This is a genomic window from Mycobacterium sp. (genome assembly GCF_050701675.1).
In the GTDB taxonomy this organism is placed as follows: domain Bacteria; phylum Actinomycetota; class Actinomycetes; order Mycobacteriales; family Mycobacteriaceae; genus Mycobacterium.
On sequence record NZ_JBOGDD010001094.1, the window covers coordinates 1 to 14,593 of the forward strand.

15 protein-coding genes and 1 pseudogene are annotated in these 14,593 nt (G+C 66.5%); 12 read left to right on the forward strand and 4 right to left on the reverse strand.

Going from position 1 to position 14,593, the window contains the following annotated elements:
• From ACRDUX_RS33580 to ACRDUX_RS33595, 4 genes and pseudogenes are all read left to right on the forward strand, one after another.
• A pseudogene (locus tag ACRDUX_RS33580) lies at positions 1-681 on the forward strand (hypothetical protein); the annotation flags it as partial.
• 75 nt (positions 682-756) lie between these two features.
• A complete protein-coding gene (locus ACRDUX_RS33585; protein ID WP_526420638.1) occupies positions 757-1,791 on the forward strand; it encodes an aldo/keto reductase in 1,035 nt (344 codons plus the stop codon).
• A gap of 144 nt (positions 1,792-1,935) precedes the next feature.
• Complete coding sequence (locus ACRDUX_RS33590) at positions 1,936-2,994, forward strand: LLM class flavin-dependent oxidoreductase (protein ID WP_526420640.1); 1,059 nt, start codon at positions 1,936-1,938, stop codon at positions 2,992-2,994.
• Between the two features lie 7 nt (positions 2,995-3,001).
• Positions 3,002-4,402, forward strand: coding sequence for an NtaA/DmoA family FMN-dependent monooxygenase (locus ACRDUX_RS33595; RefSeq protein WP_526420642.1), 1,401 nt, complete (start codon positions 3,002-3,004; stop codon positions 4,400-4,402).
• A gap of 18 nt (positions 4,403-4,420) precedes the next feature.
• Here ACRDUX_RS33595 and ACRDUX_RS33600 read toward each other — a convergent pair whose 3' ends face one another.
• Both ACRDUX_RS33600 and ACRDUX_RS33605 read right to left on the reverse strand, forming a co-directional pair.
• Positions 4,421-5,080, reverse strand: a complete 660-nt coding sequence (locus ACRDUX_RS33600; RefSeq protein ID WP_526420644.1) for a class I SAM-dependent methyltransferase — start codon at positions 5,078-5,080, stop codon at positions 4,421-4,423.
• The gene (locus tag ACRDUX_RS33605) at positions 5,077-6,312 is read right to left on the reverse strand and encodes an acyl-CoA dehydrogenase family protein (RefSeq protein ID WP_526420646.1); all 1,236 of its coding nucleotides are present in this window, start codon (positions 6,310-6,312) and stop codon (positions 5,077-5,079) included. The genes ACRDUX_RS33600 and ACRDUX_RS33605 overlap by 4 nt, the downstream gene beginning before the upstream one ends.
• A gap of 357 nt (positions 6,313-6,669) precedes the next feature.
• On the opposite strand from ACRDUX_RS33605, the gene ACRDUX_RS33610 reads away from it, so the two are divergent.
• Together ACRDUX_RS33610 and ACRDUX_RS33615 are read left to right on the forward strand one after the other, a co-directional pair.
• The gene (locus tag ACRDUX_RS33610; protein WP_526420648.1) at positions 6,670-7,074 is read left to right on the forward strand and encodes a heme-binding protein; all 405 of its coding nucleotides are present in this window, start codon (positions 6,670-6,672) and stop codon (positions 7,072-7,074) included.
• A gap of 58 nt (positions 7,075-7,132) precedes the next feature.
• Positions 7,133-7,882 (forward strand): MgtC/SapB family protein, encoded by a 750-nt coding sequence (locus ACRDUX_RS33615; RefSeq protein WP_526420650.1) that lies wholly within the window; start codon positions 7,133-7,135, stop codon positions 7,880-7,882.
• A 14-nt stretch (positions 7,883-7,896) separates the two neighbouring features.
• Here ACRDUX_RS33615 and ACRDUX_RS33620 read toward each other — a convergent pair whose 3' ends face one another.
• Positions 7,897-8,538 carry a GntR family transcriptional regulator gene (locus ACRDUX_RS33620; protein ID WP_526420652.1) on the reverse strand — a complete coding sequence of 214 codons (642 nt, stop codon included), beginning with the start codon at positions 8,536-8,538 and terminating at the stop codon, positions 7,897-7,899.
• Between the two features lie 154 nt (positions 8,539-8,692).
• On the opposite strand from ACRDUX_RS33620, the gene ACRDUX_RS33625 reads away from it, so the two are divergent.
• The 6 genes from ACRDUX_RS33625 to ACRDUX_RS33650 are packed head-to-tail and all read left to right on the forward strand — an operon-like array spanning position 8,693 to position 13,969.
• Positions 8,693-9,340 carry an ECF transporter S component gene (locus ACRDUX_RS33625; protein ID WP_526420654.1) on the forward strand — a complete coding sequence of 216 codons (648 nt, stop codon included), beginning with the start codon at positions 8,693-8,695 and terminating at the stop codon, positions 9,338-9,340.
• Complete coding sequence (locus ACRDUX_RS33630) at positions 9,337-10,830, forward strand: ABC transporter ATP-binding protein (protein ID WP_526420656.1); 1,494 nt, start codon at positions 9,337-9,339, stop codon at positions 10,828-10,830. The genes ACRDUX_RS33625 and ACRDUX_RS33630 overlap by 4 nt, the downstream gene beginning before the upstream one ends.
• Positions 10,827-11,609 (forward strand): energy-coupling factor transporter transmembrane component T family protein, encoded by a 783-nt coding sequence (locus tag ACRDUX_RS33635; protein WP_526420658.1) that lies wholly within the window; start codon positions 10,827-10,829, stop codon positions 11,607-11,609. Before ACRDUX_RS33630 ends, ACRDUX_RS33635 begins: the two co-directional genes overlap by 4 nt.
• The gene (locus tag ACRDUX_RS33640; protein ID WP_526420660.1) at positions 11,596-12,159 is read left to right on the forward strand and encodes a uridine kinase family protein; all 564 of its coding nucleotides are present in this window, start codon (positions 11,596-11,598) and stop codon (positions 12,157-12,159) included. The genes ACRDUX_RS33635 and ACRDUX_RS33640 overlap by 14 nt, the downstream gene beginning before the upstream one ends.
• The gene (locus ACRDUX_RS33645; RefSeq protein ID WP_526420662.1) at positions 12,156-13,082 is read left to right on the forward strand and encodes an ABC transporter substrate-binding protein; all 927 of its coding nucleotides are present in this window, start codon (positions 12,156-12,158) and stop codon (positions 13,080-13,082) included. Before ACRDUX_RS33640 ends, ACRDUX_RS33645 begins: the two co-directional genes overlap by 4 nt.
• Positions 13,079-13,969: a sulfurtransferase gene (locus ACRDUX_RS33650; RefSeq protein ID WP_526420664.1), complete on the forward strand. Its 891-nt coding sequence runs from the start codon at positions 13,079-13,081 to the stop codon at positions 13,967-13,969. Before ACRDUX_RS33645 ends, ACRDUX_RS33650 begins: the two co-directional genes overlap by 4 nt.
• A gap of 22 nt (positions 13,970-13,991) precedes the next feature.
• On the opposite strand, the gene ACRDUX_RS33655 is transcribed toward ACRDUX_RS33650, so the two are convergent.
• Positions 13,992-14,468 (reverse strand): Lrp/AsnC family transcriptional regulator, encoded by a 477-nt coding sequence (locus ACRDUX_RS33655; RefSeq protein ID WP_526420666.1) that lies wholly within the window; start codon positions 14,466-14,468, stop codon positions 13,992-13,994.
• Between the last annotated feature and the right edge of the window lie 125 nt (positions 14,469-14,593).

The following is a 14,593-nucleotide window of genomic DNA, read 5'->3' on the forward strand; positions in this document are numbered from 1 at the left end:
TCACTGCACCGTGCGACGGCTGGCCGAGCCGGTGTCGTGCTGCGCCCCGGTGGAGGTGATGCGGTCAGCGACCTCACGGCCCCCGATCCGCGCGCCGACTACCGAGCTGCCCGATGGGCCGAATACGCACACGTCCTCACCGGATTGTGGTCCAGCTTCTCCTCCGACGCGCTGGTCGGCGACCAGGCAGGCGCGGTGGTGGTCGAGGACCGCCTGATCCACTCGATCGATCACGACGGGATCTTCTACCGCGTCACCGGCCCACTGGATGGACCCTCGGCACCGCATCGCCGACCTCTGCTCGTCGCGGCCGACATGGACGTACTGGGGTGGGACGTGGTGGCCGCCGTCGCCGACGTCGTCCTCGTCGAAGAGCACGAGGTGGCAGGTGCCGATGTCCGGCTGCGGGACGCCCTCGGCACGGCACGGCGCGCCAGAGGTGACGTTCGACTACTGGGCAGGCATACGGCGCCGGCCATCGCACGGCCGCGCGACCTCCTCGACTGGGCTCTCGACCACCGACTCGACGGGCTGAATCTCACCGTCAGCGGGGGCATCGAGGACACCCGCGTGGTGTTGGCCGGGCTGATACCACCACTCGTGAACGCGACCCTCGTGGGGGCGCACCATCCCAGACCCCCTGGCCGGGGACTGTTCGACCGGAAGGGGTCATTGAGATGACCGACACGGCCCAGGCGCAACCACGCACAACCGGCTTATTCTGACCACCCGACTCAAGTACGAAGGATTTCATCAATGCCGGAATACGGACAGTTCGAGACCACCTACCGCGCCGCCGAGAGCCGCTATGACCACCTGGAGTACCGCCGCACCGGGCAGAGCGGCCTGGACCTCCCCGTATTCTCCTTCGGTCTCTGGCAGAAGTTCGGCGCCGACTATCCTCATCAGACGCAGCGTGACATCCTGTTGCACGCCTTCGATCTTGGCGTCACGCACTTCGACAACGCCAACCGCTACGGCCCGCCGCACCGGGCGGCGGAGAAGACCTTCGGTGCGGTGCTGCGCCGTGATCTGGGCGCTCATCGCGACGAACTGATCCTCTCGACCAAGGCGGGTGGCGCGATCGGGCCGAGCCCGTATCTCAGGGGCGGCTCCCGCAAGTCGCTGCTGACCTCGTTGGAACACAGCCTTCGTGATCTGGGCACTGACTACGTCGACATCTTCTATAGCCACCGTCCCGACCTGACGGTACCGCTCGAGGAGACGGTCGGGGCGCTGGTCAGCGCCGTCCGACAGGGCAAGGCGCTCTACGTCGGCATCTCCAACTACGCCCCGGACCGCGCGCACGAGGCGGCCACTCTGCTACGCCAGGAAGGGGTTCCACTGCTCGTACACCAGCCGCGCTACTCGATCTTCGACCGCGGCCCCGAGCTCTCCGGTCTGGTCAAGGTCGCCGCAGCCGACGGCTTCGGGCTAGTGGTGTACAGCCCGTTGGCCCAAGGCCTGCTGACCGACAAGTACCTCGCCGACATCCCCGCCGGCGCGCGCGCCGAGAACAGTTCCTTCCTGTCCCCCGACGTCATCGACGACACCTACCGGCAACGGGCCGGAGCGCTCAACGAGATCGCCAAGCGGCGCGGGCAGTCACTGGCCCAGCTCGCGCTGCAGTGGGTGCTACGCCAGCCAGGCGTCACGTCGGCGCTGATCGGCGCCAGTTCGACCTGGCAGCTGGATCACAACCTGAAGGCGTTGGACTTCCCGGCCTTGACCGAGGGCGAGCTGGCCGAGATCGACCGCCACGGTGTGCACGGAACCGGGCTGCGTGTCTGACGGCCGGCCGATCGGAGCGGTTTGCCGAATTGCCACCGTAACGGTCTCGCGCACATCCGTCGGCGGGAATGAAACGGCACAACGGTCGGTTCGTCTAGATCGACACGAAGACTGGTCACAATCGATTTCGAAAGAAGTTGCATCATGAGCGGTTTCGCGCTGGGTATCGAGCTCGACGGCGAAGGGCTGCACCCGCAGGCATGGCGCCGGGCGGGCCACCCGCCGAGTGAGTCGCTCAGCGGTCCCACGCTGATCCGGAAGGTGCGAGCCGCCGAGAACGCGGGCTTCACCTTCGCGACGTTCCAGGACTCGATCGTGCCTCCGAAGGACGGCATCAGGGCCCGCGTCGACGCGGTCAACCGGGCCTCGTTCGTGGCTGCGGCGACCTCGACGATCGGGCTCGTCCCCGTCGTCGAGACGACGTATGCCGAGCCGTTCCACACGTCGTCGCAGCTCGCCACGCTCGACTACTCGTCTCGGGGTCGTGGTGGCTGGATCGCTGCTCGCGTCGCCGACGCCGAGGCGGCCAGGGCGTGGGGCAGACCGGTTCTCACCGAGGGAGCCGATCTGGACCGCGAACAACGGGATTCCATCACCGTGGTGCGGAACCTGTGGGATTCGTGGGAGGACGATGCGGTCATCCGTGACTTCGACCGCGGCCGCTTCCTGGATCGGGACAAACTGCACTACGTCGACTTCGAGGGCGAGGCGTTCTCGGTGAAGGGACCGGCCATCGTGCCGAGACCCCCGCAGGGACAATTGGTGGTTTTCGGCACCGAGGACGATCGCGCACGGGTCGACGTCGTCCTGGTCACCGAGACGGATCACGACGCGGCGGTCGGCGCCGCAATCCGCAGCGCAGGACTGGCGTTCGTCGAGGTCGACGTCACGCTCGACACACCGCACTCCTCTGCCGCCGACCGCCTCGTCGCCCTCGACCAAGAGCAGCCAGCCGGCGTGAGTTTGCGACTTCAGTACACCGGTGCGGCAGCAGGATTGGTGGAACTGCTGACCGATCTCGCCGGCCACGCCGACGGGGTACGCCTGTTCCCCACGGTGATCGACGAGGATCTGCCCGCTCTCGCCCGGTACGTCCTGCCCCGGCTGTTCACCTCCGGCGTGGCGCATCGACCCGTGCCCGGATCGACGCTGCGGGGCAACCTCGGTCTCGCCAGGCCCGCCAACCGCTACTCGAAGGCGTGAACCCCACATGAGCTCATCTGAAACACTCCGCCCCGACGCGCAGGTGCACTTCGGTGTCTTCTTCCAAGGCGTCAATCACACGACGATCTGGTCCGATCCCGCGAGTGGCTCCCAGATCGACTTCGAGACCTTCCGCCGCATGGTCACGACCGCCGAGCGCGGGCTGTTCGATGCCTTCTTCCTCGGTGAGGGACTGCGACTTCGGGAGCAGGACGGCAAGATCCTCGATCTCGACATCGCCGGTCGTCCCGATGCCATCGCGCAACTGAGCGCGCTCGCGGGCATCACCGAGCACATCGGTCTGGTCGCCACCCAGAACACCACCTACAACGAGCCGGCAGACCTGGCCCGTCGCCTGGCGGGGCTGGACATTCTCTCCGGCGGCAGGGCGGGGTGGAACGCCGTCACCACCGACAACGCCTGGACCGGGGAGAACTTCCGACGCGGCGGGTTTCTCGATCACGCGCTGCGCTACGAGCGGGCGGGCCAGTTCATCCAAGCGGCCCGCGCGATCTGGGACTCGTGGGCCGACGACGCCATTGCGACGTCAGCTGACAGTGCGGCCTGGGTTGAGTCGAATGCCGTTCGGCACCTTGATCTTTCGACGTCGCAGTTCGACATCTCGCTCGACGCGACCCTACCGCGCAGCTCCCAGGGGCATCCGGTCATCTTCCAAGCCGGCGACTCGCCGACGGGTCGCGACTTCGCCGCAGCCAACGCCGACGTCATCTTCTCTCGGCACGGCACGCACTTCGACGACGCGCTCGCATTCGCCAACGACATCCGTGCGCGCCTACGTGCCGCGGGCCGACCCGCAGACGACATCAAGATCCTGCCAGGCACCCAGATCGTGCTGGCCGAGCAGGCGTCGGAGGTAGAGGAGAAGAGACGCTGGGTGCTCGACGGTCAGTACACCGGACAGACCGCGTTGTCGCTCGTCGGATTGGTTTGGGGGCGTGATCTTTCCGACCTCGACCCGGACGGTCCACTCCCAGAGGACGATCCGATACCCGCTCCCATTTCGGTGACCCGCGGTGCGGCAAGGGACGGCAAGGACCCGGTCGCCATCGCCAAGGAGTGGCGCGCGCTGGCGGAGGCCAAGAACCTGTCGCTGCGGGAAGTGGCCATCGAGACGTCCGCGCGTTCGGGATTCGTTGGTACGCCGGGCCAGGTCGCCGACGAGCTCGCCCGCTGGGTACGCGCAGGCGCGACCGACGGCTTCAACATCTCGCCCTACATCGTCCCTGGCGGACTCGACGAGATCGTCGACTGGCTGGTGCCCGAACTTCAGGAGCGCGGCGTCTACCGGACCGAGTACACCTCGACGACGCTGCGTGGCAACCTCGGGCTTCGTGAGCCGCTGACGCGACGCGAGCGGGTTCACCCCGAGAGCAGCGCCACGGGCTAGCGGGTCAGTGACGTGCTATCACGTGGCGTCGGCTCGCGGCTCGAACTCGAAGAATCTGACAGTGGGGTCGAAAGCCGGTGTCACGCCACGGAACACCTGCGTTCCCACGCTGAAGCGCCGACCGTCCTCGTAGTCGAAACCGACTTCGTCGAACTCCGCCTCGCCAAACCACGAACGGATCTGGGGTGTCAGGTCGGGTGCGCCCCGATGACGGGTCCACAACACCGTCGCTCCGGGCCTGCACAGCTGAGGTAGGCCGCGAATGGTGGCTCGGATGTCCCCCTCGCTGACGTTTCCGAAGATGCCGCAGGCGAGCACCACGTCGGCCGGGGCCAGACCGGCGTAGACAGAGGAGAGCCCGGCGTTGCCGGCGACGACCTCCACGCGATCCAATCCCAGCGCTTCGGCGGTCGATCTGGCTGACGCCGCGATATCGCGGTCGAGCTCCACCAGTCGAGCGGTTACGTCGTCGCGGCGCGGATGGTTCGGCAGCACGCCCAGTACGTCCCGCCCCTCACCGGCGCACAGGCTGATCAGCCGAATCGGTCCCGGTGGCGCCACGAACAAGGCGTCGGTGAGACGACGCTGGACGTGGACGAGCCGGCGCGACAGGTCGGAATCGGAATCGGCGTACCCCTGGTGCCAGCTCTTCCAGTCACGCTGTTGTGCCGCGCTCACACTGCCCCCAAGGCGACGGCGCCAATGGCTTCAAGGACCGCGTCGGTGTTGGGTGGATGCAACGATCCGGTGCGCACGTCGCGGTAGAGCCGTTCGAGCTCGTGTCGTTTGGACACCGACGACGCACCCACCACCTGTACGGCGATGTCGACGACCTCACGTGCCGTGGTGGTGGCGAACTCCTTGACGGCCAGCCCGCGCAACCCTGCCCAGATCCCCGGCCCTGGGTGGGTCACGGACTCCACGAACGCGGACACCGCTTCGAGCTTGATCTCTGCTTGCGCCACCTGGCGTTGCACGGCAGGTTTCTGTGCGTGCCGAGTGATGTCCTGCCGCAGCGTGGTTCGGGTCTGGGCGCCAATTATCGCCAGGTCAAGGGCGCGGCGGGCAATGCCGAAGTACACGCTGGACAACAGCGGCAGATACCACGACAGCAGTACGCCGATGTAATCGGGATATACCGGCCCGACGGGGTGGCGGGCGACCGTCTTGTGCGGTTCGGCGAGCGCGTCCTCGAAGACGGTGTCGTGGCTCGCCGTTGCCCGTACCCCCAACGCGTCCCATGTCTCTTCGACGCGCACACCGGGCGCATCGCGCCGGACGAAGGTGTGCACGATGACCGGATTGTCGGGGTCCGAATCGTCACGAGCGTGGATTCCGATCTGGTTCCACACCGGCGATAGCGAGGTGAACACCTTGCGTCCGGTGATCCGGTAGGAACCGTCCGGCTGGGGCACCGCTCGCACCTGTGCATCATCGAGTCCGACGTCGTTGCCACGCTCGCCGTGCCCAGCCGCGAAGACCTGTCCAGCGGCGATATCCCGCAGCAGCCACTCGAGGTCTGCGATGGCCCGCGCGGACGCTTCGGCAGCCGACCCGGCCCAATACAGATGCATGTTGATCGCCAGCGCGGTCGCCGGTGCCCAGTACGCGAGGTGGCGCTGTTCGAGGGCGAGTTCGGTCAGGGTCAGCCCCGCCCCGCCGAGCCGTTGCGGCAGGGGCGCCTTCAGATAACCTGCTTCGACGAGCTCGGCGAAATCCTCTGTGAAGAAGGAATTTTCGGCATCGTACCGAGCGGCCCGAGCGTGGAAACGTCGGTAGTCGTCGTCGGTGAAGAAGCGACTGTGAAAGCCGTCGGCCAGCGGACTGGTCCCGCTGACGACGATTGATTCTGGGCCTGGCGTGTCCTGGGTGGCGCCCGGCGCGGATGGAGCGGCATCGGTGACGGTCATGACATCGATGATGCCGACAACCGCGGCACATACCATCCTTGGAGTCGCGCAGATTGTTTCTGCCCGCGTAGCGGTTGTTCCCGGCCCGCGCCCCGAAGGCATCAGCCCTGACACCCAAATGAAATTCTCGACGTCGTACCGTTTGAGCGCGCGGAACAGTGGGCAAACTACCCACGGCAGGCCGGCGGAGTGTCCGCCAGATTGGGTTCTGCACCATGAACGATTCTCGACGCCGTCGAGCAATGGGCCGCAACACTATTCAGTGGCACGTCGAAAGGTGAGTCAATGCGAGCTCCCGTGATTGCGGCGCGACGAAGCTGATCCGCCCAAAACCTCAGTCCCGTTGAAGGAGAACGCATGTCCAACACGATCACACTTGCCGACGCTCGAACGGTCATCGCTGCGGCAGAGAAGCGCGCCAACGAACTCGGGCAGCCACAGAACATCGCCGTCGTCGACGACGGCGGCAACCTCGTCGCCCACGTGCGGATGGACGGGGCCTGGCGCGGCAGCGTGGACATCAGCATCAACAAGGCGTGGACGGCGCGCTCCTTTGACATCGAGACCAAGGAGCTCGCCGAGAACAGCCAGCCGGGTGGACCGTTCTACGGCATACACGCGAGCAACGGTGGTCGCGTCATGATCCTCGCCGGAGGTATCCCGTTGCAACGCAACGGCACGATCGTCGGTGGCGTCGGAGTCAGCGGTGGCGACGCCGAGCAAGACCAGACCGTCGCCGAAGCGGGAGCAGGCGCCCTCTAACCACCGATTCTCGCCGATCCCCGTTCAGCGCTTCCCCTGCGCGCGGTAGCGTCGATGCATGGGGATCACATTGGCAACTGGCTTCTTTGGCGGTGCGGGTCAAGGTGGCCGTCAGATCATCGAGCTATTCGCCGCATTCGGACTCACTGCCCTCATCGGACTGGAACGCGAGATTCAGGGCAAGAGCGCCGGTCTACGCACCCAGAGCATCGTGGGAACCTCAGCGGCGTTGATCATGCTCGTCAGCAAGTACGGCTTCTCCGACACGCTCTTTGCCGGTGCGGTCGTCTTGGATCCGTCCAGGGTGGCCGCCCAGATCGTCTCCGGCATCGGCTTTCTGGGTGCGGGGCTCATCATCACCCGCCGCGGAGCCGTTCAGGGACTGACGACGGCGGCGGCGATCTGGGAATCCGCAGCCATCGGGATGGCTAGCGGCGCGGGGCTGTTCTTGCTGGCCGCCGTCGTCACCGCCATGCACTTCATCATCGTTCTGGGGTTCGCGCCGCTCGCGCGACGATTGACCGCACGGTTTCGAGGTGCGATGCGCGTACACGTCATCTATCAAGATGGACGCGGAGTGCTGCGACAGCTCTTACAGACGTGCGCCCTGCACGATTGGCAACTGACGGCGTTGTCGGCCGACCTGCCGGGAGCTCCCTTCACCGGCGACTCGCTGAGTCCCGCGGTGCACGGCCAGGTGGGCGTCATGATGACGCTGTCGGGAGCACGAATCGTCGACGCCACTAGGGTGCTGGCCAGTGTCGATGGCGTCATGAAGATCGATCAGCTCAACGACGACTCCGAGTAGCGGGCTGCTGCACGTCAGAACGAGTCCGCGGTCCGAAACGTCTCGGCCGACGATCGTGCGAACGCGTCGAGTCGCTGCTGCTTGGTGCGCTGTAGGTGCTCGGCGACGGCCTTGCCTGCGGTGGCACCGTCGCCCGACTCGATCGCGTCGAGGATGGCGCGGTGTTCGTCGGCGACCACCACCAGATCGTCGTGGTATTGGGCGTCGCGATCATAGATGCGTAGGCGGGCAACCAGGTTGGCGAGCGTCTCGCGCAGGGTGGAATTGTGGGAGGCGACCCAAAGCACCTCGTGCCACTGCGAATTGAGTTGCCGTGCGACCGCGGGATCTTCCTCTGCGCAGGCCTGGCGATGCAGTTGCGTCAGATGCGCGAGTTGCAGATCCGTCCGGCGGGTCGATGCCGCTTGCGCTGCGGCCTGCTCGAGGACGATCCGCACGTCATAGATTTCGATGACGTCGTCGGGCGCCCCCGACCGGATGCGGTATCCGCGCGCCGCCCTGGTGATCAAGCCCTCCTGCTCGAGTCGGTTCAGCGCCTCGCGGACGGGTGTCCTGGACACTCCATATGCCGTGGTGAGTGTGCTTTCACTCAGCGGTTCCTCGGGAGAGAATCGACCCGCCAGCAGATCCGCGCGCAGGACGGTGTGAAAGGGCATTCGATGCACTCGCTCTCCTCGCCTATCGCCCTAGCAAGAATACATTTTGGCCATGGATGTATACATAAAATACTCATAGTGAGGCGAACGGGGACTGATCAGCGTCAATGGCTCCATACTGACCGCCTCAGCGAATCGCCACGAAGGAGTCCCCATGAGTCGTCCACAGTCTGAAACGACCCCTGACTCACCGGAGCGCGTCAACATCGGCTCCGTCTTCCGCTGGCGGGTCGTCGACATCGTCGTCGCCAGCGTGCTCGCAGTGGCCGCAGGCCTCGTGTTCGTGCTGTGGAACATCGCGTCCAATCCCATCAGTGCACCGCTCAGTGCGTTGCTCCCCGGCCTGCAGGCTCTGGCCGGGGGCGGCTGGCTCTTCGCGGGCGTGCTGACCGCCCTCGTCATCCGCAAACCGGGTGCGGCGTTGTACGGAGAACTCGTCGCCGCCACTGTGTCCGCCCTGGTCGGCAATCAATGGGGTGTCCTCACCCTCGAATCCGGCCTAGTGCAGGGCCTCGGCGCCGAGCTCGTCTTCGCCGTGTTCCTGTACCGCAGGTGGAATCTGCCCGTCGCTCTGCTGGCAGGGGCCGCCGCCGGTCTCGCACTGGCGATCAACGATCTCATCCTCTGGTACCCGGGATCGGCGGGCGCGTTCGCCACCATCTACACGGTCGCCGCGATCATCTCCGGTGTCCTGATCGCCGGGCTGCTGTCGTGGTACGTGGTCAGGGGGCTGGCGAAGACCGGTGCGCTGAGCCGATTCGAGTCCGGCAGGGTGGGACTGCGCAGCCGCGGCGCCCAATGAGTTCACCGCCGGACGCCGTCGGCGGGGCTGCCATTACGGCGGCGGGCTGGGGCTGGCGTCATGCGGGGCGCCCAGACTGGGCGGTGCGCAACCTCGACTTGTCGATTTCGCCCGGTGAGCGCGTTCTGCTTCTCGGTCCGTCGGGAGCGGGCAAGTCGACTCTGCTGCACGGTTTCGCCGGACTCCTCGGCGGTGCGGAGGACGGCCTGGAGACAGGACGACTACGGGTCGACGGTGCGCCTCCGAACCACCGACGGTCGCGCATCGGCATGGTGCTGCAGGACCCCGATTCGCAGGTGATTCTCACGCGCGTCGGCGACGACGTGGCCTTCGGGATGGAGAACTTCAACGTCCCGCGCGAACAGATCTGGCCACGCGTCACAGAGGCACTGCGCGCCGTCGGTCTGCAGGTACCGCTGGATCACGACACCTCGGAACTCTCGGGCGGCCAGAAGCAACGGTTGGCATTGGCAGGCGTCATCGCCATGAACCCCGGCCTGATCCTGCTCGACGAGCCGACCGCCAACCTCGATCCAGTCGGTGTCATCGAGGTGCGCGATGCGATCGCCGCCACCGCCGCACGAACCGGGGCCACGGTGGTCGTCATCGAACACCGCACCGAGGTCTGGCTACCAGTGGTCGACCGCGTCGTCGTCCTCGGCTCCGAGGGCGAGGTCATCGCCGACGGCACCCCTGAGAACGTCATCCGGCGCGAACACGACTATCTTCTGGAATCCGGCGTCTGGGTTCCTGGGACGCCGGCACCCGAGGTCGACCGCCACCGGTCGACGCGCACCGCGGCCCTCCTGTCCGCGACCGATCTGTCGCTCGGCTACGGCTCCGGCCCACACATCCATTCCGGGTTGAACTTCGAAATCGCCAGGGGCCGTGTCACAGTCGTGACAGGGCCGAACGGAGCCGGGAAGTCGACGCTCGCACTCACCCTCGGTGGATTACTCCCCCCGGCGCGAGGACGAGTCGACGCCGCTGCCGACTTCGCCCCGTCACCGAAACGCCGCGAACCCATCCGCTGGCGGTCCAAGGAGTTGCTGAATCGTATCGGCAGCGTCTTCCAGGATCCCGAGCACCAGTTTCTCAAGGGCACGGTCCGCGAAGAACTCGAGCTCGGGCCGCGGGTTCTCAAGCGCGGTCGTGAGGAGACCTCCGCACTCGCCGACGAATTGCTCGAACGGCTTCGTCTGAGCCATCTCGCGGAAGCGAACCCCTACACCCTCTCCGGTGGAGAGAAGCGACGACTCTCGGTCGCGACAGTGCTCGCGACGAGACCCAATCTGATCGTCCTGGACGAGCCGACGTTCGGACAGGATCGCCGCACCTGGGAGGAGCTGATCCGGCTGCTCGCCGAAATCGCCGATGGTGGTACCGCGATCGTGGCCATCACCCACGATCTGGACTTCGCCGCCGCGCTGTCCGACGACGAAATCACCCTGCCCTCGTGGGAACCTGCGGCTGCGGACGGTGTGCGATGACGACCGACACCGCAACTGCACCCGCTGCGGTGCGACCCGTGAATCCCGTCGCGAAGCTGATGACCGCGCTGGTGATCGCCCTGGCCCTGGTGCTCAGCGTGGACTGGGTCTCTGCGTCGACCGCTCTCGTCCTCGAGATCGTCCTGATCTTCATTCTCGGGGTTCGGTTGCGGCCCTTCCTCATTCGCAGTGCGGTGATCGTCACCGGCGCTGGCCTCACCGCACTCACGATCCTGCTCTACGGTCAGCCAAGCGGCGTGGTGCACTGGCACTTCCTGCTCGTGAATGTCAGCGATGGATCCATCACGCTGTCGCTGGCGACCTTCGTACGGGTACTGGCCATCGCGCTTCCGTCGGTCTTCCTGTTCGTCGACGTGGAACCGACCGAACTCGCCGACGGGCTCGGACAGGTTCTCAAGCTCCCCGCCCGATTCGTGCTCGGCGCACTGGCAGGCCTGCGTCTCGTCGGATTGCTCGGCCAGGACTGGCAATACCTGGGTTACGCACGCCGCGCGCGGGGCGTAGCCGACCACGCGCGGCTGCGCCGCGCGGCCGGGCAGGCATTCGCTCTGCTGGTGTTCGCCGTACGCCGCGGGTCCAAGCTCGCCACCGCGATGGAAGCGCGCGGGTTCGGCGCGTACCCGACGCGGACCTGGGCCAGATCGTCGGACTTCGGCGGACGCGAGATCGCGCTCATCGGTGCTGGCGTCGTCATTGCGGCCACGGCGATCTCGGTCTCCGTCGCCACGGGAGCTTGGAACTTCATTGGCACTCGATGAGGCCCTGCGCCGCCTGCATGCGTCCGCCGCGACGACCGTGCTGATCGACGGGCGCTCCGGATCGGGGAAGTCGACGCTGGCCACGCAGCTCTGCCTGGAATGGTCCGACAGCGTGCTGGTCCGCCTTGATGACGTCTATCCAGGGTGGGACGGCCTCGCGTGGGCGGTCGAACACATCCAGTCCTCGTTGCTGCGACCTCGGTCCGAAGGTCGCGCCGGACGCTGGCGCGCTTGGGACTGGGACGGGCAACGCCCCGGCGCCTGGCACACCGTCGAGCCGGGGCGGCGGCTCGTCGTCGAGGGGGTGGGCGCACTCACCCCGCACAACCGGTCGCTCGCCGACCTGGCCATCTGGGTCGACGCCGACGACGCGGACCGCAAGCGGCGGGCACTACTGCGTGACGGCGAAACCTATCTGCCGCACTGGGATCGGTGGGCGGCCCAGGAAGACGACTTCATCGCCCGATACGACCCGCGGCGCAACGCCGACCTGATCGCCCAGCCCGTCGCGGACGGATTCACGCTGACGGCGGCGGAGAGGATGCCATGACCACCCGGCTATCACTTGCCCTCGAGTACTTCCATCCCTGGCCCAACTCCGCAGACTTCTACGTCGCCCGCCACCACGGCTGGTACGCCGACGCCGGTATCGAGCTGCAGATCCGCACCGTCGACCCCGGCATCGGCGACGGACTCGAACACCTCGAGCGCCAACTCGTCGACCTCGCAGTATTTCCCACCAACCGGCTGCTGGTCCGCGTCGACGGTGGCCAGCAGTTGCGGGCGCTGAGGGCGATCAACCAGCGCGGGCTCGAGACGATCCGCACCTTGGAGAGCAGCGGGATCGGCACGCTCGCCGAACTGGCCGGGCGGCGGCTGGCCCTCAATCCCACGCCCCGCGGATTGGCGATGGTGCGCGATCTGGTGCGCCGCGCTGGAGGCCAACCCGACGACGTCGTCCTGGTGGACGTCGGCGCCCGAGAGCTGACGAGTGATGACCTCGCGGCGGGTGCGGCAGACGCCACGTTCGGGTCGTACTGGGCGTGGGACATCCTGCTCAGCGAGCATCCGGACCGACCCGAGCGGGTATGGCGCGTCGACGACGAGCTGCCCTTCGGCTACCACAGCTACCTGTTGGGTGCGCGCGCCGACTTCGCCGCGGCGCAACCGAATCTGTTGGATGCGTTTCACGACGCGACCGACCGCGGGTTCCGTTACGCAGCAGAGCATCCCGCCGAAACGGTCGAGGTGCTGCGCGGCGTGACGCCGTACTTCACCGACCATGTCATCACCAGATCGCTCGAGGCGATCTCCGGCACGTGGTTCCACGACGGGCAGTGGGGAACCATCCGCCGTGAGCTCGTCGAGCCCTACGCACACTGGCTCGCCGAGCACGGCATCCTCTCCACGCCCGAACGGTGGCAAGAGGCGGTTCTGGACGCCTCGGCGGCTGGAGCGGGCACCGCGACATGAGCCGGAATCCACTCGTCTCGGCCGAGGTGCTGGACCGGATGCGCACCGGCGCAACACCACCCGTCATCCTCGATGCCACGCTCGTGCTGCACAAGCCTCGCTTCGACGGCGACTTCCACGCCGAGAGTGGTGCCCCGCTCTGGGCCGAGGCGCACATCCCGGGATCGTTACACGTCGAGGTGGACACCGAACTCTCGATACCCGACGCCACCCACGACCGGCACCCGCCACCGCAGGCACTCGCCGACACGCTCGCCCGGCTCGGCATCGGCGCACGGACGCAGGTCGTGGTCTATGACAGCACCGGTGGGCTGTGGGCGGCCCGAGTCTGGTTCCTGCTGCGCTGGATCGGCGTACCGGTGACGGTGCTCGACGGCGGGCTGTCCGGCTGGCAAGAATCCGGACTGCCCGTCGAACGTGGACCCCGAGCCGAGCCGGCGCCCGTGCCGCGGTGGACGGCTCAGACCACCCACGATGCCTGGATCGACAAGGACGAGCTTCTCCACATCCAATCGGCCACAGGCAATCTCGTCTGCGGTCTGTCACCCGCCTCGTTCAGTGGGTCAGAGCCGACTCGCTACTCGCGCCGCGGCCACATCCCTGGCAGCGTCAACGTTCCCGCCCGCGCACTCTTCGACGACGAGGGCTTCATCGGCTCCGAGGCCGAGGTCGCGGCGCGTTACCGTGACGCGGGAGCAGACCTCGACGGTGAACTGTTGCTCTACTGCGGAGGCGGCATCTCGGCCACGGCGAACGCCCTCGCCCTCTCCTCGATCGGAATCCAGCACGCGCGGGTCTACGACGGGTCCCTCGAAGAGTGGAGCGCTGACCCCGCGCTGCCGCTGACCGTTGAACCGTCATCGAGCGGGACGCCGACACCGCGCTGAACTCAGTTGGCGCCCAGCGTATTTAGTGGAGATCGTCTTCGACGCTCACCCGTAGCGTGCCCCGCGTGACCGGGCTGCTGAAGACAACGTTGGTGGTTACATGTCCGAACATCACCAGCTTCGCAGCAAGAGTTTCGAGGTCGGACATGGATCGAGCCACGACCTTGAGCAGAAAACAATCATCGCCAGTCAGGTGGTGGGCTTCGAGGACCTGAGGCATGTTCTCTAGCAGTTCGTAGAACGGATTTCCCGTCCCGACGGATAGCTGCAGTCGGATGAAGGCGCTCAGTGGATAGCCCATGGCGGTGGGGTCGAGGACAGCCGTATAGCCCTCGACGACGCCTGCGTCAGACAGGCGGCGTATGCGTTCGGCCACCGATGACGGCGACATTGAGACCGCCCTCCCCAGGTCGGCGATACTGATCCGCCCATCGGACTGTAGATGTGCCAGTATCGCATCATCGGTCGAATCCAGTACTAGTCGCTGATTCAACGGCACACTGGCAGATCTTACCCCCGAATCAAACGCAAACTCCGTTGATCACCGTCGATAGCCCGTTCCGGGACTATGGTGCTGCGGGGAATGATTTGAGGCGTGATTGATCAAGCTGTGCTGCGATCCCG

Coding starts and splice junctions, on each gene's coding strand:
- ACRDUX_RS33645 (WP_526420662.1), top strand. CDS start 12,156: ATGACCACCCGGCTATCACTTGCCCTCGAGTACTTCCATCCCTGGCCC.
- ACRDUX_RS33620 (WP_526420652.1), bottom strand. CDS start 8,538: ATGCCCTTTCACACCGTCCTGCGCGCGGATCTGCTGGCGGGTCGATTC.
- ACRDUX_RS33615 (WP_526420650.1), top strand. CDS start 7,133: ATGGGGATCACATTGGCAACTGGCTTCTTTGGCGGTGCGGGTCAAGGT.
- ACRDUX_RS33585 (WP_526420638.1), top strand. CDS start 757: ATGCCGGAATACGGACAGTTCGAGACCACCTACCGCGCCGCCGAGAGC.
- ACRDUX_RS33595 (WP_526420642.1), top strand. CDS start 3,002: ATGAGCTCATCTGAAACACTCCGCCCCGACGCGCAGGTGCACTTCGGT.
- ACRDUX_RS33590 (WP_526420640.1), top strand. CDS start 1,936: ATGAGCGGTTTCGCGCTGGGTATCGAGCTCGACGGCGAAGGGCTGCAC.
- ACRDUX_RS33630 (WP_526420656.1), top strand. CDS start 9,337: ATGAGTTCACCGCCGGACGCCGTCGGCGGGGCTGCCATTACGGCGGCG.
- ACRDUX_RS33650 (WP_526420664.1), top strand. CDS start 13,079: ATGAGCCGGAATCCACTCGTCTCGGCCGAGGTGCTGGACCGGATGCGC.
- ACRDUX_RS33610 (WP_526420648.1), top strand. CDS start 6,670: ATGTCCAACACGATCACACTTGCCGACGCTCGAACGGTCATCGCTGCG.
- ACRDUX_RS33635 (WP_526420658.1), top strand. CDS start 10,827: ATGACGACCGACACCGCAACTGCACCCGCTGCGGTGCGACCCGTGAAT.
- ACRDUX_RS33625 (WP_526420654.1), top strand. CDS start 8,693: ATGAGTCGTCCACAGTCTGAAACGACCCCTGACTCACCGGAGCGCGTC.
- ACRDUX_RS33605 (WP_526420646.1), bottom strand. CDS start 6,312: ATGACCGTCACCGATGCCGCTCCATCCGCGCCGGGCGCCACCCAGGAC.